At 69.5% G+C, this 23,432-nt stretch carries 16 protein-coding genes; 6 read left to right on the forward strand and 10 right to left on the reverse strand.

Translation table 11 applies throughout. The features are described 5' to 3' along the window. Positions 1-135 precede the first annotated feature (135 nt). Both ABZU32_RS15775 and ABZU32_RS15780 read left to right on the forward strand, forming a co-directional pair. A complete protein-coding gene (locus tag ABZU32_RS15775; protein ID WP_354922472.1) occupies positions 136-1,569 on the forward strand; it encodes a WGR domain-containing protein in 1,434 nt (477 codons plus the stop codon). 291 nt (positions 1,570-1,860) lie between these two features. Further along, positions 1,861-3,189 (forward strand): MFS transporter, encoded by a 1,329-nt coding sequence (locus ABZU32_RS15780; RefSeq protein WP_354922475.1) that lies wholly within the window; start codon positions 1,861-1,863, stop codon positions 3,187-3,189. Between the two features lie 124 nt (positions 3,190-3,313). Here ABZU32_RS15780 and ABZU32_RS15785 read toward each other — a convergent pair whose 3' ends face one another. From ABZU32_RS15785 to ABZU32_RS15795, 3 genes are all read right to left on the reverse strand, one after another. After that, on the reverse strand, positions 3,314-5,098 hold the full coding sequence (locus ABZU32_RS15785; RefSeq protein ID WP_354922478.1) for an MFS transporter: 1,785 nt from the start codon (positions 5,096-5,098) through the stop codon (positions 3,314-3,316). A gap of 103 nt (positions 5,099-5,201) precedes the next feature. Continuing rightward, positions 5,202-5,672 carry a MarR family winged helix-turn-helix transcriptional regulator gene (locus ABZU32_RS15790; protein ID WP_354922481.1) on the reverse strand — a complete coding sequence of 157 codons (471 nt, stop codon included), beginning with the start codon at positions 5,670-5,672 and terminating at the stop codon, positions 5,202-5,204. 435 nt (positions 5,673-6,107) lie between these two features. Then, positions 6,108-6,668 carry a DUF1707 domain-containing protein gene (locus ABZU32_RS15795; RefSeq protein ID WP_354922484.1) on the reverse strand — a complete coding sequence of 187 codons (561 nt, stop codon included), beginning with the start codon at positions 6,666-6,668 and terminating at the stop codon, positions 6,108-6,110. A 157-nt stretch (positions 6,669-6,825) separates the two neighbouring features. On the opposite strand from ABZU32_RS15795, the gene ABZU32_RS15800 reads away from it, so the two are divergent. Both ABZU32_RS15800 and ABZU32_RS15805 read left to right on the forward strand, forming a co-directional pair. Next, positions 6,826-7,701, forward strand: coding sequence for a DUF4253 domain-containing protein (locus tag ABZU32_RS15800; protein ID WP_354848269.1), 876 nt, complete (start codon positions 6,826-6,828; stop codon positions 7,699-7,701). A 205-nt stretch (positions 7,702-7,906) separates the two neighbouring features. Further along, entirely contained in the window at positions 7,907-8,224 is a 318-nt protein-coding gene (locus ABZU32_RS15805; RefSeq protein WP_354922487.1) for a DUF5302 domain-containing protein, read from the forward strand. Positions 8,225-8,426: 202 nt separating this feature from the next. Here the strand turns inward: ABZU32_RS15805 and ABZU32_RS15810 are convergent, their stop codons facing one another. Further along, a complete protein-coding gene (locus ABZU32_RS15810; RefSeq protein ID WP_354922489.1) occupies positions 8,427-9,251 on the reverse strand; it encodes an MOSC N-terminal beta barrel domain-containing protein in 825 nt (274 codons plus the stop codon). Positions 9,252-9,487: 236 nt separating this feature from the next. Here ABZU32_RS15810 and ABZU32_RS15815 point away from each other — a divergent pair, with 236 nt between their 5' ends. Continuing rightward, complete coding sequence (locus ABZU32_RS15815; protein WP_354922492.1) at positions 9,488-9,937, forward strand: ATP-binding protein; 450 nt, start codon at positions 9,488-9,490, stop codon at positions 9,935-9,937. A gap of 184 nt (positions 9,938-10,121) precedes the next feature. On the opposite strand, the gene ABZU32_RS15820 is transcribed toward ABZU32_RS15815, so the two are convergent. The 6 genes from ABZU32_RS15820 to ABZU32_RS15845 all read right to left on the reverse strand — a co-directional run bounded on the left by ABZU32_RS15820 (position 10,122) and on the right by ABZU32_RS15845 (position 22,045). Continuing rightward, positions 10,122-11,285 (reverse strand): acyl-CoA dehydrogenase family protein, encoded by a 1,164-nt coding sequence (locus ABZU32_RS15820; RefSeq protein ID WP_354922495.1) that lies wholly within the window; start codon positions 11,283-11,285, stop codon positions 10,122-10,124. A gap of 124 nt (positions 11,286-11,409) precedes the next feature. Continuing rightward, positions 11,410-13,665, reverse strand: coding sequence for an accessory Sec system translocase SecA2 (gene secA2, locus ABZU32_RS15825; protein WP_354922498.1), 2,256 nt, complete (start codon positions 13,663-13,665; stop codon positions 11,410-11,412). 53 nt (positions 13,666-13,718) lie between these two features. Next, the gene (locus ABZU32_RS15830; protein ID WP_354922501.1) at positions 13,719-15,248 is read right to left on the reverse strand and encodes an MDR family MFS transporter; all 1,530 of its coding nucleotides are present in this window, start codon (positions 15,246-15,248) and stop codon (positions 13,719-13,721) included. A 277-nt stretch (positions 15,249-15,525) separates the two neighbouring features. Next, on the reverse strand, positions 15,526-16,617 hold the full coding sequence (locus ABZU32_RS15835; RefSeq protein WP_354922503.1) for a DMT family transporter: 1,092 nt from the start codon (positions 16,615-16,617) through the stop codon (positions 15,526-15,528). Between the two features lie 222 nt (positions 16,618-16,839). Next, the gene (gene fxsT / locus ABZU32_RS15840; RefSeq protein WP_354922506.1) at positions 16,840-20,754 is read right to left on the reverse strand and encodes an FxSxx-COOH system tetratricopeptide repeat protein; all 3,915 of its coding nucleotides are present in this window, start codon (positions 20,752-20,754) and stop codon (positions 16,840-16,842) included. Next, positions 20,747-22,045 carry a TIR-like protein FxsC gene (locus ABZU32_RS15845; protein WP_354922509.1) on the reverse strand — a complete coding sequence of 433 codons (1,299 nt, stop codon included), beginning with the start codon at positions 22,043-22,045 and terminating at the stop codon, positions 20,747-20,749. The genes fxsT and ABZU32_RS15845 overlap by 8 nt, the downstream gene beginning before the upstream one ends. 550 nt (positions 22,046-22,595) lie before the next feature. Between ABZU32_RS15845 and ABZU32_RS15850 the strand changes: the two genes are divergently transcribed. After that, entirely contained in the window at positions 22,596-23,390 is a 795-nt protein-coding gene (locus tag ABZU32_RS15850; protein ID WP_354922512.1) for an alpha/beta hydrolase, read from the forward strand. Positions 23,391-23,432 lie beyond the last annotated feature (42 nt).

Consider the following 23,432-nt stretch of genomic DNA (forward strand, 5'->3'; position numbering starts at 1 on the left):
GTGCGATGGCGCGTTCCCCCTTTTGTGGGCTTTGCCCGCATCACCGCAGGTAAACATGGGTTTTGGGTATTCGGCGTTTTTTGTCGGACGGCTCCCGTACGCTCCCCGCATTCGATCAAGGAAGGGACGGCCGGCATGGCGCCGCAGACTACGTACCTGGAGCTCTCCGAGGACGCCGGAAGCGCCCACAAGTTCTACGAGGTGGCGGTCCTGGGCACCCAGGTGACCATCACCTACGGGCGCATCGGCGAGCAGGGCCAGACCAAGGTCTCGGCGTTCGCGAGCGCCGAGAAGGCCGAGGCCGCCGCGGCGAGGAAGGTCGGCGAGAAGATCCGCAAGGGGTACGCGCCCGCCGTGCGCGGGATGCGGCAGCGGCGCGCGGTCACCCGCAGGACCATGGTGAGCGGCCGCTCCACCGCCAGCCAGGCCCCGGTGCTGTGGCGCTTCGCCAGCGGCGCCGCCGCGTTCGGCATCTTCGTCGACGAGGACCGCTGCTGGGTCGGCAACCAGAGCGGCGACGTCTACACCGTCACCCACGGCGGCACGGTCACCGGCCACTTCCGCCTGCCCGACGGCGTCAAGTGCATCGTCGCCGACGACTTCTGGATCTACGCCGGCGCCGACGACGGCAAGGTGTACGACCTGAGCGGCAAGGTGCCGCGGGTGGCCTACGAGATCGCCGAGGACGTCGACATCTACTGGCTCGACATCGACGACGGCGTGCTCGGCGTCTCCGACCGGGAGGGGCGCATCACCACGATCGACCACGAGGACGAGTTCCAGTGGGCCCGCACCGGCGAGGGCAGCGCGGCGTGGATGGTGCGCTGCGACCAGGAGGCCGTCTACCACGGCCACTCGCGCGGCGTCGCGCGGTACGACGCCGCCGACGGCACGCCGGTCTGGCACACCGGCCTCGACGGACAGGTGCTGTTCGGCTGGCAGGACCACGGCGCGGTCTACGCTGGAACCAGCCACAACAAGGTGTACCGCCTGGGCAAGCGCGACGGCGCCGTCGAGGCGGTCTACACCTGCGACGGCGCGGTGTTCTCCTGCGCCGCCGCCCCCGACGGGCGGTTCGTCTTCGCCGGCGACAACCACTCCTCGGTCTACTGCTTCGACCGGTCCGGCAACCGGCTGTGGAAGCTCGCCACCGGGTGCGGCTCGGCCTACTCGATGCAGTTCCTGGACGACCGCCTCTACATCGTGACCACCAACGGCACGCTGGCCTGCGTCGACGCGAGCGAGGAGGCGATCAGGGCGGCCCAGGCCGGCACCGTCCCCGAGCCGGTGGACGTCAAGGCCGCCTCCTCCCTGGCCGTGGTGCGGCCCTCCGCCGTCCTGGAGAGCGTCTCCGTCTCGCACGCCGACGGCGGCATCATGGTCGAGTGCGTCCGCGAGGGCGACCGGCTGCGGGTGCGCGTCCTGAGCCCTGGCTACGACCCGGGGTGGAACGTCCAGTTCCCGAAGGGCGTGCGCGAGGCCGGGGCGCGTTACCTGGTCGAGGGCGTCCGCTCCTCCGAGCGCGGCGGCTACTACCGCGCCTACGGCGACATCCGCCGCCTGCTCTGACCACGCCCGCGCCGCCCAGGGCCGAGCGCCTCCACGAGGCCGCCCGGCCCGGCTCCGCGCACCCCCTGGCGGGCTCAAGGCCGGGCGCGCTGGTGAGCCGCGCCGTGGCCGGGTTCGCCCGGCGGAGCATGAGACGCGATGGGCATCCGGAGACCGGCTCTCCCGTACTGTGAGCCTCTCCTGAAGTCAGGTTCTCCGGTAAGAAGCGGGCTTCGCGGCTGTTGGGCTGAGGGAGCGCTGGGTATGTGAGGCAGCGGCGAGGCGTCGCCGTCCCTCACGAGGAGGCCCCCTGTGACCGTGACCGGACAGCCCCCGGTGCCCGTGTCCCGCACCCCCTGGAAGGCCGTGCTCGGCGGCTCCATCGGCAACATGGTCGAGTGGTACGACTGGTTCGCCTATGCCAGCTTCGCCACCTACTTCGCGGCGGCGTTCTTCCCCAAGGGCGACGCAACGGCGCAGTTGCTGAACACCGCCGGCATCTTCGCGGTCGGCTTCTTCATGCGTCCCGTCGGGGGCTGGCTGCTCGGCAGGTACGCCGACCGCAGGGGACGCAAGGCCGCGCTCACCCTCACCGTCACCCTCATGTCGCTGAGCGCGCTGCTGATCGCCGTCGCCCCGACCTACGCGCAGGTCGGCTACTTCGGCGCCGCGGTGCTGCTGCTCGCCCGGCTGCTGCAGGGCCTGTCGGTGGGCGGGGAGTACGCGGCGAGCGCCACCTACCTCACCGAGGCCTCCCACCCCCGCCGGCGCGGGTTCTCCTCCAGCTTCCAGTACGTCTCGATGACCATCGGCCAGCTGATCGGCCTCGGCCTGCTGATGGCGCTCCAGCACACCATGACCGACCAGACGCTGCACTCCTGGGGCTGGCGCGTCCCGTTCGCCGTGGGCGCGGTGGGGGCCGTCGTGGTGCTCTACATCCGGCGCGGCCTGCTGGAGACCGAGGCGTTCGAGGAGGAGGAGACCGCGACGCCCGCGCGGCGCGGCACGATCAAGGGGCTGCTGTCGCACAAGAGGGAGTTCGCCCTGGTGGTGGCGCTGACCATGGGCGGGACCGTGGCCTACTACACCTACACCACCTACCTCACCAAGTACCTGTCCAACACCGTGGGCCTGTCCAAGTCGGACGCCACGCTGGTCAGCTTCATCGCCCTGTCGATCTTCTGCCTGCTCCAGCCGCTCGCGGGCGCCCTGTCCGACCGCATCGGACGGCGGCCGCTGCTGATCGGCTTCGGCGTCGGCTCGATGCTGGGCACCGTGCCCATCATGACCGCGCTCCAGGGCGCCGAGACCGTCGGCCAAGCGCTGCTGCTCTCCCTGGCCGCGCTGGTCATCGTGACCGGCTACACCTCGATCAACGCCTGCGTGAAGGCCGAGCTGTTCCCGACCCATGTGCGCGCGCTCGGCGTCGCCCTGCCCTACGCCATCGCCAACGCCCTGTTCGGCGGCACGGCGGAGTACGTGGCGCTGTGGTTCAAGGACGCCGGCGTGGAGTCCGGCTTCTTCTGGTACGTCGCCGGTTGCGCGGCGGTCTCGCTGGTGGTGTACCTGACGATGCGCGAGACCCGGAACGCGGCGCTCAGCCGCTCCGAGCGGGCCGGCGACGTCCCCCAGCCGGCCTGACGCCACCGGCACGCCGAGCGCCTGAGCGGCAGAGCCAGAACGTCAGGCCCAGAACGTCAGGCGAGAACGTCAGGGCAGGAACGTCAGGGCAGGAACGTCGACGGGCTCGACCGCTGCCGAGGGTTCAGGCGACGCTGTCCGCGTGTCGCTCGGCGGCCTCGGCGGGAACGGGCGCCGGGTTGACGATGAACAGGTGGGAGCGGGCGTGCCGGCCCAGCTCGCGGCCGGCGCTGGCGTCCATCAGGGCGGCGATGCCGCCGTGGGTGGGCGCGCCGACCACGATGACGCTCGCGCCGATCTGGTTGGCGTGCTCGGCGACCAGCCGCCCGGCGCCGCCGTGGTCGCAGGCACCCAGGAGCACGTGCCCGACGGCGGGGACGTCGCTGCGGGCGAGCAGTTCCAGGTGCCGCCGCACGGTCGCCCTGGACGCCTCCAGGCTCTCGCCCTCCGCCGCGCCCTCGCCGGTGACGGCGCCCTCCTGGGCGTGCAGCAGGTGGACGGACCTGCCGGCGAGCGCGGCCAGCCGCGCGGCGGCCTCGGTCACCCTGACGGCCGCGGGGGAGCCGTCGATCGCCGCCACGATCGGCGCCCCGCCGCCGCTCGCCGTCGCGCCGCCGCGGTCGCCCTCGGTGTCGCCGTTCAGGGTGACCAGGACGGCCCCGGTGCGCGCGGCGACGGCGGGCTCGGAGGTGGCGGGCTCGGAGGCGGCCTGGCCGCCTTCGGCCTGGACGCGCTCGGCCTCGACCAGATGCCCGTGCGCGGTGGACAGGATCACGATGCCGAGCACCAACGCCCCCGCCCCGATGAAGAACGGCACGTGGATGTTGGTGAGCTCGACCAGTTTGCCCGCCGCGAACGGCGCGAGGCCGCCGCCGATGAAGCGGACGAACCCGTAGGCGGCCGACGCGATCGGGCGCTCGACGGGGGCGACGGTCATCACGGCCTGCGTGGTGACGGTGTTGTTGATCCCGATGAAGACCCCGGCCACGATCACCGCGGTCACCAGCACCGGTGGATGCGTCGTCCAGATCGCGATGACGAGCACGGTCACCGCGAACAGGGCGAGGTTGGCGTACAGCGTCCGGGCGATGCCGAAGCGGCTCTGCAACCAGGGCGCGCCGAACACCGAGAACAGCGCGACGAGCAGGCCCCATCCGGTGAAGACGAAGCCGAGCTGGATGGCGTCCAGTCCCATCGGGAACGGGGCGTAGCCGAGGACGGTGAAGAACGCCCAGTTGTAGCAGAGCGCGGTCAGCGACATGGTCAGCAGGCCGCGGTGCCGCAGCGCGCGCAGCGGGTCCAGCAGGCTGGTCTTGCGCTGAGGGCGCGGCGTCCGCTCCACCAGCACGACGGTGGCGATCAGCGCGACGGCCATCAGCACCGACACCCCGTAGAACGGGCCGCGCCAGCTCACGTGGCCGAGCAGGCCGCCGAGCAGCGGGCCCACCGCGATGCCGAGGCCGAGCGCGGCCTCGTACAGGATGATCGCGCCCGCGAAGCCGCCGCTGGCCGAGGCGACGATGACCGCGAGCGAGGTGGCGATGAACAACGCGTTGCCGATGCCCCAGCCGGCCCGGAAGCCGACGATCGCCCCGATGCTCGGCGACGCCCCGGCCAGCGCGCTGAACACCACGATGAGCACCAGGCCCGCCATCAGCGTGAACTTGGCGCCGATGCGGCTGGACACCCAGCCGGTGATCAGCATCGCGACGGCCGTGACCACCAGGTAGCTCGTGAAGAGCAGCGTGACCTGGCTGGGCGTGGCGTTCAGCTCGTGGGAGATCGCGGGCAGGATCGGGTCGACCAGCCCGATGCCCATGAACGAGACCACGCAGGCGAAGGCGACGGCGAACACCGCTTTCGGCTGCCTGAACGGGCTCGCGCTCGCTCCGGCGGGATGACCACTCATCAATGCTCCATCTCAAGGCGTCGCCGGCCATCGGGCCTCGGCCACGACGCTCGGCGGTTGCTCGGTTCCATGGACTGGGCGCGGGTCGGCCGGCTCCGGCGGGTCAGCGGGAGGTGTCGGACCGGTCGTCGGGGATCAGGCGCGTCAGGCTCTCGATGGCGGGGAGCGCGGCGACCAGCGCGTTCCGCTCGTCCTCCGGGAGGTGGGTCAGCAGCCGGGCGAGCGCGTCGGTGCGCACCTTGCGCCGCGCGGCCAGGGCGGCGCGCCCGGCGTCGGTGATGTGCACCCGGACGACCCGTCCGTCCCGCGGATCGCCGGCCCGCTCGGCCAGGCCCGCCTCCTGCAACCGGGAGACGAGCTGCGTCATCGCCGGCTGGGTGACGCCCTCACGCGCGGCCAGCTCGGTCAGGCGGCAGGGGCCCGAACGTTCGAGCGTGGCCAGCGTCGCGGCCGAGGTGAGCGACAGCTCCCCGCGAGCGGTCAGCCGCAACACCATGCGGGTGAGCCGTTCCAGGGCGGTCGTCACCTCGGTCGCCGGAAAGCGGCGCGCGTCCGCCATGACCGGAAAATCCATAAGACACTTATATCAACGCATTATGTATCTGGCCACCCAGGACCTCCGCAAGCGACGATGACCCGCGCAAGCGGTGATGACCTGCGGAAGCGATGTGGATATGCGCTGGCGAGAGGGCATGCGCGAGCGACGGTGACCTGCGCGAGCGACGGTGACCTGCGCGAGCGACCGTGACCTGGCAAGCGATGGCGATATGCGCTGGCAAGGCATGCGCGAGCGATGAGGCGCTCTCCGCCCGATACGGCCCCTGATGGACGGACGACTCGGGCGTCCAGTGTGATGAAGGACTGGGGCGTCCAGTGCGCTGACCGCTCACCTGTCGCCGGCCGTGATGCCCTGGCCGCCTTGGTCGGACCTTTTCCGGCGCCGGGTCGGCGGGAAGGAGGTCGGCGGATCCGGTGCCGTGTGCGGCGGGCTGCGGTGGTCGGCGTGGGCTCAGCGGCGGGGGTGTTTGAACTTGACGTTGCCCATGCCGACGCGGCCGCTGACGCGGAGCACCGGCAGGCCCGGCTCCGCCGCGGAGGTGATCTTGTTGACGACGTTGCCCATGCCGGTCGTCACGTTCTCGACCATGACCGCCCAGCCCCGGGGCACGATGACGATGATGTTGCCCGGCCCGCAGGTGACGTTCAGCAGCACCTCGGGGTGCGGGCAGGTCGCCGCGGTGAAGTCGATCTTGATGTTGCCCCAGGTGCACTCGGCGACGATGTGCCGGGGGACCGTCCACTGGCCCGCCTGGGCGATGGAACCCGAGCCGGTGCGCAGCACCAGCGGCTCGGTGGCGGCGGCCATCACGGCGGTGGAGGGCGCCACGCGCGGCAGGTCCTCGATCAGCGCGTCCAGCTCGGCGTAGGTCCTGGCCGCGTAGGTCCGGTCGAGCCGTTCTTCCAGCTCTTCCAGAGTGATCCGGCCCTCGCCGGCGGCGATGCGCAGACGTTCGGACACGGCCTCCCGGTCGGCGTCCGACGCCCGTACGTTTCCGATCGCATCCGTCATATCACCACCGTAGCGAAGGATGCCGATCTGCCGGAGCCTCCGTACCGTAGAGATCGTGGCCGGGGGCGCGGGACAGGACGGGCGATTGTGCGGTACGACGGGAAGCGTGGTGGAACCTCCTCGCACTACCATCTCGGCTGCCCGGGATCCTATTGGTGTGATCGGCACCGGAACGGTGGAGATGGACGGTCGTGAACGTCGGCGGTTGCCCCCTGGCGTGCGCCCGTTGTTCGGCGACGGCGGAGAGGGGCGGACGCTTTCGGTTGAGTTGCCCGCCGGGTCGGTCGTGTGGCCCGACCCCACCTACCTCCGCTTCCCCTCGGCGGTCCGCGGCCGTCCGGCCTTCTGGCTGAGCGAGGCGCCCGCGACCGGCTCCCTGTACGCGCGGCTGCGGGCCGAGCACCCCCGTTCGGGGCTGTGGCCGGTGCTGCTGGAGGAGTCGGTGCAGCCGTGGTCGGTCGGGCAGATCGCCCCCGACGCCGCCGCGGAGATCGACAACTACAACGTCGGCGCCTTCATGGAAGAGGTGTGGGCCGACTGGGTCCAGCGGGCGTCGGAGGACCAGATCGAGATCCTCGACCCTTTCGGCCCCCTCTGCCCGGGCCCCGCGGAACCCACGGAGCTCGTGGAACCTGGCGGGACGAGGCCCGACCCCGGCGCGGTGGCCGACTGGTACGCCGCCACGCTGGCCGAGCAGGGCATGCCCGTGGGCCTGGCAGCGGTCGACCGCGGGGCCGACGCCCTGGCCGTCATGGGATGGCAGGGCGCGCTGCACCACAACGAGTGGAACGTCCCGCTCGCCGCCGTGGTGCGAAGCTGGGAGGACCGCTTCGGCGTGCGGCTGGTGTGCATGGGGTTCAACACGCTGGAGCTCAGCGTGGCGGCGCCGCCCACCACCGCGCACCACGCCGTCCACGTCGCCGCCGAGCACTGGGCGTTCTGCCCGGACGCCATCATCCAGGGCGCGGGCACCCTCCAGGACTACGCCGAGCAGCTCCGCGGCCGGCACACCTGGTCCTTCTGGTGGGACTGACCTCCGGCGGCGGGGAGCGACCCCGGGCGGCGCGGCATGCCGGGAGAGATCGTCCGGACCGCCCGTGAGATGATGGGCGCGTGCTTCGCCGGATCGGGTGTGACGTGGACGACGGGCGGGGCGCAGGCGCCGCAGCCCCGGCGGGCCGTCACGCGCGAGTCGCCGCGAGGCCGAGTGATCGCCCGTCAACCACCAGGAGGTCCGCATGACTGCCGACGCGCCCGAGCCGGCGACCGAGACCCGGGCCGCCGGAACGCCCGCGACCGACGCGCGGAGCGCCGACACCCCAGACACCCCTGGCAACCCGGACACCGCCGGTACCGAGGCTTCAGCGGCGGACGTCCCCGGCCCTGAGACCCCCGACGACGAGCTGAAGCGGAAGTTCCGCGAGGCCCTCGATCGCAAGCGCCGCACCCAGGCCGACTCGAACGGCGGCGGTCGCGGCAAGGACGGCTCCAAGATCCATGGCACCCACGGCCCGGCCGCGGGCAAGCGTTCGTTCCGCCGCAAGAGCGGCGGCTGACCGCCCTCATCGCGGGCCGGCCCTTCTGGAACAGCAGGGCCACCTCGCCAGGTCGGGCCTCCTGGGGCGGCGGATCATGCGGTCGGCCGGGATTCCCCGGACGACAGGGTCACCTCGCCGGGCCGGGACTCCCGGAGCGGCGGGGTCATCCGCTTAGGTTGGGACGTCAGGGCAGCGGGGTCATCCAGTCGGGCCGGGACGTCTAGGGCAGTGGGGTCACCTGGTCGCCCAGGCGCACTTCGCCCGGGCCTTCGGGGATCAGGCGGACGCCGAAGAACACCCTCCCGTCCCACTTGCGATGCCGCGAGAGGGTGCGCACCGGTTCGCTGCCCGGCGTGAGCGTGCGGGTGTCGATGGTGGTGAGCACGCAGCGGTCGCAGTGCTCGGCGAAGCGGTAGCCGACCTCGCCGATGCGCACGCGCGTCCAGGAGTCCTCGGCGAACGGCTCACCGCCGTCGACGACGACGTTCGGCCGGAACCGGTGCATCGGCAGCGGCGCGGGCGGCTCCTCGCCGCGCTCGACGGCGTCCTGGGCGATCCAGTCGTCCAGTGACCGCAGCGACGCCAGGGAGGTCAGCAGCAGCGGTCCGTCGTCCTGGAGCACCATGGTGTCGCCGGGCCGGCCGCCGTGCGACAGGCCGACCGGGCGCCGCCGCGGGTCCTCCAGCCACACCAGCCGGGCGGGCGTGCCGAGCGCCCGCGACATCCACCGGTCGGCCGCTTCGCCCGCTCCCACCGCCACGTCCAGGCGGTCGAAGCGCGCCGGCCGGCGCGGACCGCCGACGGGCGGGCTCACCTCGATCGGCGCGAGCCCGGGCGCGGCCAGCGTGATCGCGCCGGCGGCGGCGGGCGTGGCGGTCATCCCGAGCATCGCGTGCAGATCGCGCGCGGTGTGGACCTGGCCGTCCTCGGCCGTGACCGCCCAGCGGCGGTCGCCGGCGAGGCCCCAGGGCTCCACGGCGGCCGTGTCCACCGTCACCCCGCCGAGAGACTTGACCGGATAGATGTTGATCTCCGTCACGCGCACGAACCCACGGTAACCTTCGACTATTTGGGAGCGCTCCCACCTGGCTCGATGGACACTCCTCCCAAATGCCGAAAATGGGCCTCTCCATCGTCATTGAGCGGCATTCGCCCCCAGATCACGACAGAACGCCGCCGCTTGTGCCCCCCAGATCGGTGAACAATCTTGTTGCGAGTGATTCACATCACTGACTTATTGCCGTAATGTGTGTGGGAGCGCTCCCACTAAGGAGATTCCCGGTGTCCGTCACCTTCCCCGCGAATCGCACGACCGGAGCGGACGTGCTCAGTGGCCTCCCCCTGCGGACGGCCGAATGGATACTGTCCGCGAGAGCCGAGAGCGTCCGCGCGGCACGTGCGCTGGTGGGCAGGGAACTGCGGAGCTGGGGCACCGGAGGGCTGGTCGACGACTGCACGCTGATCATCAGTGAGCTCGTCACCAACGCCATCCAGCATGGCGGCACGGCGTTCTCGCTCAGGCTCGGCAGTGACGGGAACTGGGTGTACGGCGAGGTCTTCGACGCGGGCGACGGCCTGCCCTGCGTGGGCTCGGAAGACCTGGACGCCACCTGCGGGCGGGGTCTGCTGATCGTCGGCACGCTCGCCGACGACTGGGGCGTCGTCGAGGCCCAGGGCGGCGGAAAGATCGTGTGGTTCGTCGCGGGCCTCGGTGGCGAACCCGTGAGCTGACCTCGCGGTTCGGGGGTCTGTGAGGTCTCGCCGGGGCACGGTGATCACCGGGCGGTGCGTGCTTCGGCGATCCGGTACGGCTTGCGCCGATGGCGGAGCCCGCCCTCAGGGGCAGGAGCCCGCCCTCGGGCAAGCCGTACCGGAACCAATCTCCCCGTGAGGACGGCCGTGGCGGCGCGCGGGGTCAGCGGAAGGCGTCCAGGCCCGTGACCGCCCGCCCGAGGGTGAGCGCGTGGACCTCCTCGGTGCCCTCGTAGGTGGCGACGGTCTCCAGGTTCACCATGTGGCGCATCACCGGATACTCCAGGGTGATGCCGTTGGCGCCGTGGATGCCGCGCGCGGTGGCCGCCACCCGCTGGGCCGCCCGCACGTTGGCGAGCTTGCCGAAGCTGACGTGCGCGTGGTGGGCGAGGCCGGCGTCCTTCAGCCGGCCGATGCGCAACGCCGTCATCATGGCGTGGTTGACGTCCACGAGCATGTCGGCGAGCTTGCGCTGGGTGAGCTGGAAGCCGCCGATCGGCCGGTCGAACTGCACCCGGCTCTTGGAGTAGTCGATCGAGGCCAGCAGGCAGGTGCGGGCCGCTCCCGCGACGCCCCAGACGATGCCGAACCGCGCCTCCGACAGGCACGACAGCGGCGCCTTCAGGCCCTCGGCGCCCGGCAGCAGCGCCTCCTTGGGCAGCCGCACCCCGTCGAGCACCAGCTCGGAGGTGATCGAGGCGCGCAGCGAGATCTTCTTGTGGATCACGTTGGCCGAGAACCCCGGGGCGGAGGTGGGCACCAGGAAGCCGCGGATGCCCTCGTCGGTCCTGGCCCACACGATCGCGACGTCGGCCACCGAGCCGTTCGTGATCCACATCTTGGTCCCGTCGAGCACCCAGTCGTCGCCGTCGCGGCGGGCGCGGGTGCGCATCGAGCCGGGGTCGCTGCCGGAGTCGGGCTCGGTCAGCCCGAAACAGCCCAGAGCCTCGCCGGTCACCATGCGCGGCAGCCACTCCTGCTTCTGCTCGCCGCTCCCGTACTTGTGGATCGCGGTCATCGCCAGCGACCCCTGCACCGAGACGAAGCTGCGCAGCCCGCTGTCCACGGCCTCCAGCTCGCGGCAGGCCAGCCCGTAGCTCACCGCGTTGGTGCCCGCGCAGCCGTACCCGGACAGGTGCATGCCGAACACGCCGAGCTTGCCCATGCTGCGGGCCAGGCCGCGCGGGTCGGGGATCGTACCGGCCTCGAACCAGTCGGCGACATGGGGGAGGAGCTCGGCGCTGCCGTAGTCGCGCACCGCGTCGCGGATCGCGCGCTCCTCGTCGGACAGCTCACCATCGACGTCGAGGAAGTCATGAGGGTTCATGCGGTCACCGTCATCGGTCGCGGAGGTGCCCGGTGCGGCGCTCCTGTTACCAGCACCCAATCACAGCCGCCCGGCCGCCGTGGGAGAGGGATGGCCGGGACCCGCTCGGCCCCGGCCGGTGACCTCAGTCGAGATCCTGCCGCCGCTTGGCCCTGGGCGAGAGCCGCTTGAGCGCACGGTCGAAGACGTCGCCGAAGGGGTTCTCCTGGACGAGGTAGGTCCAGGTGGCCGTGGGACGGCGAAGGCCGCTGTCGGGCGCGTCCAGACCGTCCGCGGTGATGGTCGCCGTGCGGAACGTCTCGACCGAGCGGCTCTCGACCTCCTCCATCAGGTGGCGGTAGGCGGAGACGCCCTCGCGGTGGAACTCCTCCAGGGGCCTGAGCTTGTGGCCGAGCGCCCGCAGGTGGATGCCTTCCCGCACGTCGGACATATAGCCCAGGTACTCGGTCCAGCAGCGGTCGAGGTGGAACAGCAGGATCTGGCGGGCCGCGTCCTTCAGCACGGGCTCCTCCACGCTCCCGGCCAGCTCCTCCCAGCGGTCGGGGACGGCCTTGGCGAGCGCGTCGGCCGCGGAGTCGCCGTGCAACACCTTGTCGCGCTGCCCCAGCACCAGGTCGCGCTGCTGCTCCAGGAGCCGGGTGTAGCGCCAGGTGTTGCGGTGGATCTCCAGGTGGGCGCCCTCGGCGACCCGCTGGGCGTGGCCGACGACGTACCCGGCTCGCTTGTGCAGGACGACCCCGTCGTCCCCCGCCTTGGGCAGGGCCTCGTCGGGGGCGTAGTGCGTGATCAGGGGGTCTTCGAGGCTGACCAGGAACACCGAGCCGCCCGGGTCGCCCTGGCGGCCGGCGCGCCCGCGCAGCTGGTCGTCCAGGCGGCTGCTCGCGTGCCTGCCCGAGCCGATGACGTACAGGCCGCCCAGCTCGGCGACGCCCTCGCCGAGGCGGATGTCGGTGCCCCGGCCGGCCATCTGCGTGGACACGGTGATCGCCGCCCGCTCGCCGGCGCGCGCGATGATCGCGGCCTCCTGCGCGTCGTTCTTGGCGTTCAGGACGACGCAGTCGAGGCCGTCGGCGGCCAGGTCGGCGGCCAGGCGCTCGGACTCCGACACATCCAGGGTGCCGACCAGGATCGGCCGCCCGGTGGCGTGGACGCGGCCGATCTCCGCGGCCAGCGCGCGCTCTTTGTCGGCGACGGTGCCGTAGACGCGGTCGGGTTCGTCGACGCGCACGCACGGCTTGTTGGAGGGGATGACCGCGACCTTCAGCCCGTAGAACTCCCTGAGCTGCTCCTCGACCGCCACCGCCGTACCCGTCATGCCGCATATTTCGGGATATCTGCGGATGAGGCCCTGGATGGTGATCGAGTCGAGGATCTCGCCGGTCTCGCTGGCGGGCAGTGCCTCCTTGGCCTCCACGGCGGCCTGCAGGCCGTCGGGCCAGCGCTGGAGCGTCGCCACGCGGCCGCGGGACTGGCTGACCAGGTGGATGCGCCCGTCGCGCACCAGGTAGTCCACGTCGCGGGTGAGCAGGGCATGGGCGTGCAGGGCCAGGTTCACCCGGGTCAGCACGTCGGGGGTCTCGTACAGGTTGATGCCGCCCAGGGCCTTCTCGACGGCGTCGGTGCCCTTGGCGGTCAGGAACACGTTGCGTTCCTGGTCGTCCAGCTCGTAGTGGTAGCCGCGGGACAGCCGGCGGACCAGCTCGGCGGTCTCGGGCGCGTCCATCCCGGAGTCGGTCGCGCCGGCCAGCACCAGCGGGACGCGCGCCTCGTCCACCAGCACCGAGTCGGCCTCGTCGATCACCGCGACGGAGGGCTCGGGGACGACCAGATCGTCCGGCGACGTCGCGACGCGGTCGCGCAGCACGTCGAAGCCGATCTCGCTGACCGGGGCGTAGGTGACGTCCTTGGCGTAGGCCTCCCTGCGCTGCTCGCGCGTGGAGGACTGCTCGATGAAGCCCACCGACACCCCGAAGGCCTCGTACAGCGGACCCATCCACTCGGCGTCGCGGCGGGCCAGGTAGTCGTTCACCGAGATCACATGGACGCGCCTGCCCCGCAGGGCGTACCCGGCGGCGGCGATGGCGCCGGCGAGCGTCTTGCCCTCACCGGTCGCCATCTCGGCGACCTGCCCGGACATCAGCGCGAGGGCGCCGACCAACTGGACGTCGAACGGCCGCATGCCCAGCGTGCGTCGCGCGGCCTCGCGGGCGATCGCGCAGTATTCGGCCAGGTCGTCCGGGTCAGGGCGGGGAAGATCGGCCAGAGCCTTGATCCGCTCTTCGTGGCCGCCCGCCTGTGTCGCAAGACGCTGAAAGGGGCCGATGTTTGCGCTTCCCGGACGATCCAGGAGATTTCTGATAAATCGCGGTATCGAGGCCACGTCACCTCCAACGCCTCCAACTGTAACCGCGATTCCGCCCTCCGGCCGCCGCCTCAGCCGCTGTGCGCCGGTACGTCCTGCTTGGCCGACGCCGGGCGCTCCGACAGCGGGACCTCCTTGACGAAGAACGCCAGGACCAGGCCCACGAGGATCAGCGGCACCACGTACAGGAAGATCGGCGGCAGCGCCTGCGCGTACGCCCGGGCGATGACCTGGCGCACCGACGGCGGCAGGTTGTGCACCATCTGCGGGGTCATCGCGTTGACCCCGCTCGCCGGAAGCCGGGCGCCGCTTGCGGCCAGCACGTCCGACAGGCGGTGGATGAAGATCGAGCCGACCAGCGACGTGCCGAGCGAGGCTCCCGTCTGGCGGAAGTAGTTCACGGCCGAGGTGGCCGCGCCCACGTCGCGGTGGCCGACGGAGTTCTGCACGATCAGCACGAGCGTCTGCATCACCATGCCGAGCCCGAACCCGGTGACGAACATGTAGAGGCCGTTGAGGACCATCGAGGAGTCGGCGGTCATCCGCGACAGCAGCGCCAGGCCCGCCGCCAGGATCGCCATGCCGGCGATCGGGAAGGCGCGGTAGTGCCCGGTCGCCGAGATGACCCGCCCCGAGCCGATCGAGGTGATCGTCATGCCCGCCACCATCGGCAGCATCAGCAGCCCGGATCCCGTCGCGCTGGCCCCGTTCACCATCTGCAGGAACGTGGGCAGATAGGCGATCGCGGCGAACATGCCGACGCCCACGAACACCGAGATCGCGGCGGGCAGGGAGAACAGGTCGTTGCGGAACAGGCGCAGCGGGATGATCGGCTCGGCCGCCACCCGCTCGGCCAGCACGAACCCGATCGCGAGCACCACCACCCCGGCCCCGAGCGCGATGATCACCGGCGAGTCCCACGCGTACTGCGTGCCGCCCCAGCTCGTCACCAGCACGATGCACGTGGAGGCGCCCGCCAGCAGCGCCGTGCCCAGAATGTCCAGCCTTGGGCGCGCCTTCGGCCTGGGCAGCCGGAGCACGACGGCGGTGACCCCCAGCGCGACCAGCCCGAGCGGCAGGTTCACGTAGAAGCACCACCGCCAGCTCGCGTGGTCGGTGAAGAAGCCGCCGATCAGCGGGCCGATGACCGACGACAGGCCCCACACCGCGCCGATGACGCCCACGTACCGGCCGCGCTCGCGCGGGGAGACCAGATCGGCGACGATCGCCTGCACGCCGATCATCAGACCGCCGCCGCCGAGCCCCTGGAGGGCGCGGAAGGCGATGAGCTGCGGCATGTTCCGCGCCATGCCGCACAGCACCGACCCGACCAGGAAGATCACGATGGCGGCCTGGAAGACGATCTTCCGGCCGATCAGGTCGCCGAGCTTGCCGTAGATGGGCAGGCCGATGGTCGAGGCCAGGATGTAGGCGGTGACGATCCAGCCGATGTGTTCCAGGCCCTTGAGGTCGCCGACGATCGTCGGCAGGGCGGTCGACACGATCGTCTGGTCCAGAGCCGCCAGGAGCAGGGCGACCATGAGGCCCGCGAAGACCAGGCGCACCTGCCTGGGCCCCAGCGGGGCTGCCTCGGCGCTCATCCACGCCCCTCTCCTATAAGGCTGCAAGGCCTTTCCAGCCTACGCACGGTCAAACCTTCGCACCCCCCACACCCAGCGGATGCCCCCCATCCCGTGATCTCCCAGACCCGATCTACCTCCCGATCATGTGATCCGCCGTTCCGATGTCCCTCCCGATCGCCCTCCTCGCCCCTGACCGGACCTTCATCCGGCGCCGGGTCGGCGAGAAGGACGACGGCGAATTCGGCGCCGACGTGCGGCGGGTGACCCGGTGCACGTTCGTTCGTGGACGGTGCGACTAGCCGGAGCCGTCCTGGCGGGGGCTTTCGCTCTGCTCGCCGGTGGCGAGGACCGCCACCGAGGCCAGCAGGACGGCTGCGCCCGCCGCGGAGGTGGCCGTCAGCCGCTCCCCGAGCACGAGCACACCGAGGACGGTGGCGCCCGCCGGCTCCAGCAGCGCGACCACCGAGGCCGTCGTCGCCCGCACCGAGGCGAGCCCGGCGAAGAACAGGCTGTAGGCCAGCGCGGTCGGCATCGCCCCGAGGTAGCCGAGCAGCGCCACCGAGGCCACCGCACCCCCGCTCGGCAACAGGCCCTCGGCCGCCGCCACCGGCAGCAGCAGCACCCCGCCCACCGCGAACCCCCACATGGCCGTCCCGGCCGTACGGGAGTGATCAGAACGCCCAGAATGACGGGAAAGCAGGGTCACCCCGGCATAGGCGACGGCCGACAGCAGCGCCAGGCCGATCCCGGTGACCGAACCGCCCGAGGGGCCGCCCATCAGCAGCGCCAAGCCCGCGAGGGCCAGCCCCATGCTGATCGCGCCCCTGCGGCCGAGCCGCTCCGCCAGCAGCAGCCGCGCCCCGAGGGCCACCAGAGCCGGGCTCGCGCCCAGCGTGGTCGCCGTGGCCACGGCCACGCCGCTCGCCGCGACCGCACCGAAATAGGCCGCCTGCGACACCGCCAGCCCAGCCCCCACCAACACCAGCCCGGCCCACCCAGACCACCGCCCCCGGATTGCGGGCCGCTGCCTCCTGACCTTGGGGCGTCGGACCCTGACCGCGGGCCGCCGCCCCCAAGGCTGGCGACCTCGAGCCCGGATCCCGGCGTCATGCGAATGTGCCGGGGCACTCGCAACCTGAGCCTTGGCGGACGTGACGTGAGCTTCGGCCGGCCGGTGAGTGATGCCGGCCCGCCGGTCGCCGAGCCTGGCCAGACGAGCGGCGGCGAACAGCAGCAGGGCGCCGAAGACGAAGCGCCAGAAGGACACGGCCACCGGGCCGAGCCCGCTGACCCGGTACAACACGGCCGCCGCGGGGCCGCCCGTGCCCCAGATGGCTGCCGCGACGGTGACGTACAGCATGCCTCGCCGTACGGAGACGTGCGTCATGAACTCTCTCCAGAAGAGTGAAAGCGAAAAAGGCCCCAGAACGCGGGCAGCCGCCACCCACCGAGCCCTCCAGGCCCGGCCAAATGGAGAGAGAACCGCCCGCTAGACCGCGGGCGGCGGAGAAACGATCAAAACTCGAGACACGCAGGCCATGTTACGGCCGCTGCTGGTGCCCATGCTCATTGTCGGCGTCGTTCTTGACGGGGCCGGCTCAAGCCCAGGTCACCACGGTTGTGGTTCGAGGTCGCGAGAGATCCTGCGCCATGCCGCCAGGTTGGCGACGTGGGGGTGATCATCCCCAAGAGTCCGCCGCATGGCATCCAGCACCACTTCACGGCACTGTCTTGCTTCGGCGGTCCGCCTCTGTTCGTTGAGGGTCACCGCCAGATTGGCCTCGCATGCGAGCGTGTCCGGATGTTCACTACCGAGTGTCGCCTTCAACTGGATGAGCGTACGGCGGTGCATCGGCTCGGCTGCCGGATCGCGGACCTCGCCCAGGCAGCCGGCGACGTTGATCGCCGCAAGAAGCGCCATCGGATGATCATCCCCCACCTGTTGGGCCAAGCCTGCGAGTGCTTCTTGAGCCAGCCTCTTCGCGTCGATCGGGCGATCCAGTATCCGCAGGTAGCAGGCGACGTTGTTAGCGGCGGCCAACCGGTAGGGGTGGTCGGGGCCGAGAGTCTCGGTGAAGTTGTCCATGACATCGGATGCCAGCTGGTGAGCGGTGACCTCTTCACCGAGCGTTGCCAGGCATGAGGCGTACTCCAGGCGGCACAACAGCGTTTCGGGTTGGGCATTCCCATAGTGCTGGACGTAAAGGTCGTGCGCCTGCTCGATCAGTTGGCGGGCCTCCATCTCCGCCCCCTTCCTGCGGAGGGAGGTGGCTAGGCTGGTCGCGGTGCGCAGGGTGTCGATGTGGTCGATGCCGTACACCGTCCCGTAGTGCTCCAGGTCCACCCGGGTCATCTCCACCGATTCGGTGAGTTGCCCGAGCTCACGCAGGTCGCGAGCCAGGTTGGCGACGGTGTAGAGCGTTCTGGGATGCAGTCCGCCGAGCACTCTCCGGCTGCCGTCCACGGTTTCCTGGTCGACTTCTCTCGCCTGGCTGAAATCACCGGCCAGCCGTAGGCTGACACCCAGATTGTGAGCGGCCGCGAGAGTGCGTTCGTGGTCCTCTCCGAACAGGTCCTTGACGCGATCGTAAGTCTGGCGGTTCAGCTTGAGGGCTTCCCGGAACTGACCCAAGGCACGGAGGTCGGCGGCGAGACCGCCAGCGGTCATAAGTGTGTGGGGATGAGACTCGCCCAATTCGCGATTCTGGTGGGTCAGAACGGCGGTGTCGACGACATGCGCCTCGGCGTACCTTCCCATGGAGCGGAGCGTGTTGGCCAGGTGGAACCGCAGATGGACGATTTGACGGTCCCCACTGCCCAGCTTGATGTTCCAGGCTTCCTCGAGCCTGCTCCCGAGTTCCAGGCTCGACGGGAATTCCCCACGCCGCCACAGGTAGCGCACCCGGTCGATGAGCAGGCGGCGGGTCTCTTCTTCATCGCATTCGGCAGCCATGGAGGGGCCCAGGTGAGGCCAGATCTGGTCGTAACGCTCCCAGTTGTTCGGGTCGTCGACCTCGCCCACTTGAGGGCGGGCTGCCACCAGGATGCGGTGGACGTCGTGAGTGGTGGCTTGGCGATCCACGGACTCCATGCGGTCTCGGACGACGGCCTGAATGAGCCGGTGCACCTGGATGGACTTGGCGGCTTGATCCACACGGGCCAATGCGTACCGGCCGAGCTGCCGGATCGCCGGGCCCAGCATGACCTTCTCCCGCATCGTCTCGTCATAGGGGACCAAGCACTCCACCATGGTGTCGCTGTAAAGCATGTTGAGTGAGACGGGTTCAGGACCGAAGAAAGCGAGCAGCTCCAGCAAGCGCACTGATGCCGGTGACTCATTGCGGAGCCGTTCGAAGGACACGTTCCAGGTGGCGGCGACGGGAGTTGGGTAGTCGGTCGGCTGCTCGCCAAGCTTCAGCATCTCGGTGAGCCGGTCGAGATACTGTTCGGCCGGCATGCCGGTCTGCTCCAGCCAGGCGCCTGCTTGCTCGATCGCCAAAGGCAGGTCGCCGAGCGCGTCGGCCACCCGGTCGGCGTCCGTTGTGTAGAGGCCGGGTGCACGGCGGCGAAGATGTTCGATGCTCTCCGCGCGGGTGAACACATCGACTTCGAGGGGATCGGCCACCCGTGACCACGCAGGATTGCGTGAAGTGATCAGGACGTGCCCGGGACCCGCAGGCAGGTAGGGCTCCAGGTCTTTGGGGTCGTCAGCGTTGTCGAAGACGAGCAGCCATCGGGAATACGGCTGGCCCATGCGCAGCGCCTCCCGGACGGCTTTGGCTGCCTCGGCGATGCTTTCACCAACTCGGACGCCGAGCCTGTCCGCCAATTCGGCGAGCGACGGATTGATCAGTTCCAGGTGCTCGGCGGCGATCCACCACACCACGTCGTAGTCGGCCATGAACCGATGGGCGTACTCCAGGGCCACCTGTGTCTTGCCAACACCTCCTAACCCGAAAAGAGCCTGGGGCAGCACCACCGTCTTGCTCCTGCCTACGATCTGGTCGCGGAGCCTCTCCAGGATGGCGTTGCGACCGGTGAAGGCCGCGTTGCGATTGGCGATGTTCCACACCGGTGGCCGGATGCCGGGGAAGCGGGAACGGACCGGCGTGATGTCCTCCACATCCCTGGCCGTTTGCGGTGACCGGCTGACCGCTCGTAGCAGGGCCGTGGTGGCCTGCGTCTCATCCGACCGGGTGAGATCGACGATGGTGCTGTCGCCAAATGGCGGTCCCATGCGCACGTCTGTCACCCGTAGCGGCACGAGCTTGGGATGTACGCCCTTGTTGTCGGAGGCCGCTACCGATCTCCATAGCGAATGCGGTTCTACCGAGCGCATGTAGGCAGCCGAGATCACGGCGATGACGTGACTGAATACGTGAGCCGTCTGCTGGGGCGACCGCGCAGTCTGGGCGGAGTCACTACGGTCGTGACTCACCACTTCGAAGCCGGACCGCTCCAGCACGGCGGCGATCCAGTCGGCCCACATGCGGTCCTCGGGAACGTAGTTCAACAGGACCTTGGTGGCAACGTCGGCCGGTTGACGGACGAAGGCCTCCCGGACACTCAACCGCAGATCTTCGTGCATCGCAGGCAGTGAGGCGATCTCTCCGTGCGTGATCACGCCCGTCAGTCGCTCGAACGCCGCCAGTAGGGAGCTCGGCGAGTCTGGAACGTCGGCGAACGTGGCCAACGTCTCCTCATAGGCGTAGAAGGGCTTGTACGGAATCTCGACGGCGCCCCAGTAGTGGCGGAGTTCGTCGGGAGTCATGCCCGGCGGAAGACCCTCGAAGCGGCGCTTGGTGAGGTCGCGTCCGGCATCCAGCTTTTCCTTCTCGCCCTCGTCTATGCGCATGGGGACCGGCAGGATGCGGATGTTCCGGCTGCGGTAACGGTTGTTGATGTGCTGAGCGACCGCCGAGGCGCCCTCGATGCTCTGGTCGCTCATCGTGAAGCACATGACGAGAGTGTCCGGGAATTGAATCGTACAGATGTCCGCGATGTCGCTCAGGCCGGTGCGGCTGTCGATGAGGATGTAGTCATAATGGCGCTTCATGTTGGCGCGCAGGGCATCGAAGAAGTGGCCACCGCCAAGTCGGCCGTAGAAGTTGTCCCAGTCGAAGGTGGCCACGAGCGAGGCGTAGTCGCGATTCTGACGACCCGCCGAGACGAAATCGAGCGTACCCTCGTCGGGAAATCCGTCCCAGTCGAGGGACACCGCGTTGCGCTGTACCGCGGCGTACTGCAGGTGCCAGTCGGGCGGCCGTGGGCCAGCCTGAAGGGTCGCCAGGGCGTACTCATTGATCATATCGATGACGCCGGCGGCGCCGTCTACCCTGTCCGCATCCAGGAAGGGGTGGAAGAACTTGTGCAGGCCGGGCGACTCGAGGTCCCAGTCGAGGGCCAAGACTCTTTTACCGTTGCTCGCCAGAATCCATGCCGTGTTGGCGAGGGCCATGGTCCGGCCGGTGCCCCCCTTGTACGAGTAGAACGTGATGACGTGGCCCTCGGGGGCGTCACTCATTGCCGGGCCTCCGCGTCGTTTCTATGGGGAAGAACTTAGGGCCTTGCAACCTGGGGCGCTCCATGAAGGGGCGCGCTTCAGGCGGGTATGTCGGTGCATGCCGGAGATATCGGCTTACGACTGACCGGGTCACCTCAGGCACTGCTCTGCAGAATCGCTCGAACGTGGCGATGTCATTCGCCGGCGAACGCTGCAAAGGAAGCCCTTCGGCGAGCTTGTCGCCGAGAGCCGTCTGCAGGAGAGTTCTGAGCCGGTATTCGGCCTGCGTGGTCTGCGGGTCGTTCTCGTTTCTCGGGATGATGACGCTGATCCAGGGTTTATCGGCCTGGGCCAGGCGGCGGAGTGGCTCGAGCAACTTCTCCGACATGGCGGCCCAGGTGTCCACCAGGACCAGCCCTGGACTCGTCGGTGGTTCATCACCGAAGAGGTGGTCGTAGTGATCGTCAAGTGATCCGACGTCGGCACGGAAGCCGAGGGTACGCACCAGATCGGCGGCGTACCCGGCCAAGGGCTTGCCGATGTCGGGCCGGTAGGGGTTCCACTCTTGGGCGGTGAGCCCGTAGTGGTAGGGCGTTCGCCCCTCGGGCAGGTTGTGGATGTCGGGTGCGATCACGGTGATCCTGACGCGGTGCCCGCTACGCGAGTTGGAGTCGGGGTAGCCGAAAGCGCTGCGGAGGGAGTCGTAATCGGGCGGCTCGATCGGGGTGAGCTGGGTCGACTGCCCGACCTCGACGATGCGGCGCGCGAGGTTGTAGACCGCCATGTGGTAAGCGCTGCGGTACTGCCGGAGTTTCATGATGCCGTAGAAGCCGTGTTCGATGTACCGGGATCCCAGGCTGGCGTGGTTGAACTGAATGGACCGCGCCACGTCAGGAAGATCTTCCGAGGGTACCGGAACCCAGATGGCCGGGATGATCGTCTCAACCTGCTCCCATTTTCGTGCGCGATGGTACTGAATGCGTCCGGAGAACGCGGTCCATTCTTTCCCGCATTGCTCGCTTTCGAAGTAGCGCCTGGAGTACAACGGGACGAAGACTCTGCAGGTGGCCAAGCCCTCGGCCAGCCGATCAGGCCAGTAGCCGCCTGATTTGAGCTCGCGATCCATGAATCCGGGCAGCGTGCCATGCTCAAGGCCGCTCAAGACCATCACATGGCGGCACAGGTCGGTGAAGAGCTTTTCCACCCATTGGTCCGGATCATGTCGATCGTCTGCGTCGTGCCTGGGGGTATGCGCGTAGCTCAGGAAAAAGTAGGGGCCAGGCTGAGTGGCATCTGACACTTGCAGACGCACCTCCCGCTGATGCCATGGGGTTTCGATTGTAGAACGCCGCGACAGGCTGTATGCCCCCGAAGGGGGAGATGGGAAGGCGAATCCGTCCTTTCGTGATTATACTCTGCACTAAACTGCGGTTTCGGTCCGCATCAATGGTTTGCGTGACCGGCTTCCGGCGCATAGGTTGGCCAGCGAAGGCGGTAAGCGGCGGTTCCATGACAGGTCGGCGGCTGCTGTGGCTACCGGCTGGTGTGAGACGAAGATTCGAGAAACCTCTCTGATGAGTATCCGGAGTAGTGGCGAAAGGATGGAGATGAAACCGTGCTCTCCGCTCTCGTCGCCGCGAGCAATGAATATCGTCCTTCGTCGTCCGCCCCGGCCTGCCGAGTGGTGACATGGTCGGTGTGGTCATCTCGTCCGCGGGAGGCAGACGTTGACGAAGAGCGCGCGTACGATCGATTCTGGGGTACTTGCGGTTCGGGAGAGCGAGGAGCCCGCGAAGGTTGTACGCACCGCTAACGGGAGGCGGCTCGCTGTCGACGAGAGAGGGAAACTCGACGGGGATCCGGTGTTCCTGCTGCATGGCACACCGGGGAGCAGGATCGGGCCATGCCCGCGAGGGGCGGTCCTCTACCGGCTCGGCGTGCGATTGATCACTTTCGACCGTCCTGGTTATGGCCGGTCGGACCGGCTGATCGGACGGTCGGTGGCCGCCGCCGCCGAGGATGTCGAGGCCATCGCCGACGCGCTGGAAATCGACCGGTTCGCCGTGGTGGGCCGCTCGGGTGGCGGCCCACATGCCTTGGCCTGCGCGGCGCTGCTGCCCGCTCGCGTGACCCGTGCCGCGGTTCTCGTGGGTCTCGCACCACATGCCGCTGAAGGGCTCGACTGGTTCGGCGGCATGGCTGCCTCCAATATCACGGAGTACACCGTTGCCCTCGCAGGACGAAGTCGTTTCGCCGACTGGCTCGCTCCGACGGCCCAGGAGATCCGCGCCGACCCAGGGAGCCTGATCGCTGATCTGTACGCCGAATTGCCCGAGGCCGATCGCCGTATGGTCGCGAACCCGGGCGTGCGTGCCATGCTCCTGGCGAACTACGCCGAGGCGCTACGCCACTCTGAGGATGGGTGGGTCGACGACGCGATCGCATTCTGCTCGCCATGGGGCTTCGACCTGACCGTCATTCAAGCACCCACTTTGCTGTGGCATGGCGGGAAGGACCGTTTCTGCCCAGTGGATCACTCACACTGGATGGCCGCCCGCATCCGCACGGCCATCATGCGAGTTGAACCGGAGGCCGCGCATTTCGGCGCGCTGGAGGCGCTCCCCGACCTGTTGCCATGGCTGGCCGGAAAAATGTGAGCCGCTGGACGGAAGCCAGGGACATCCGAGGGCGGGACCGCT

The sequence above is a fragment of the Sphaerisporangium sp. NPDC005288 genome, from assembly GCF_040607475.1.
GTDB classification, from domain to species: Bacteria; Actinomycetota; Actinomycetes; order Streptosporangiales; family Streptosporangiaceae; genus Sphaerisporangium; species Sphaerisporangium rhizosphaerae.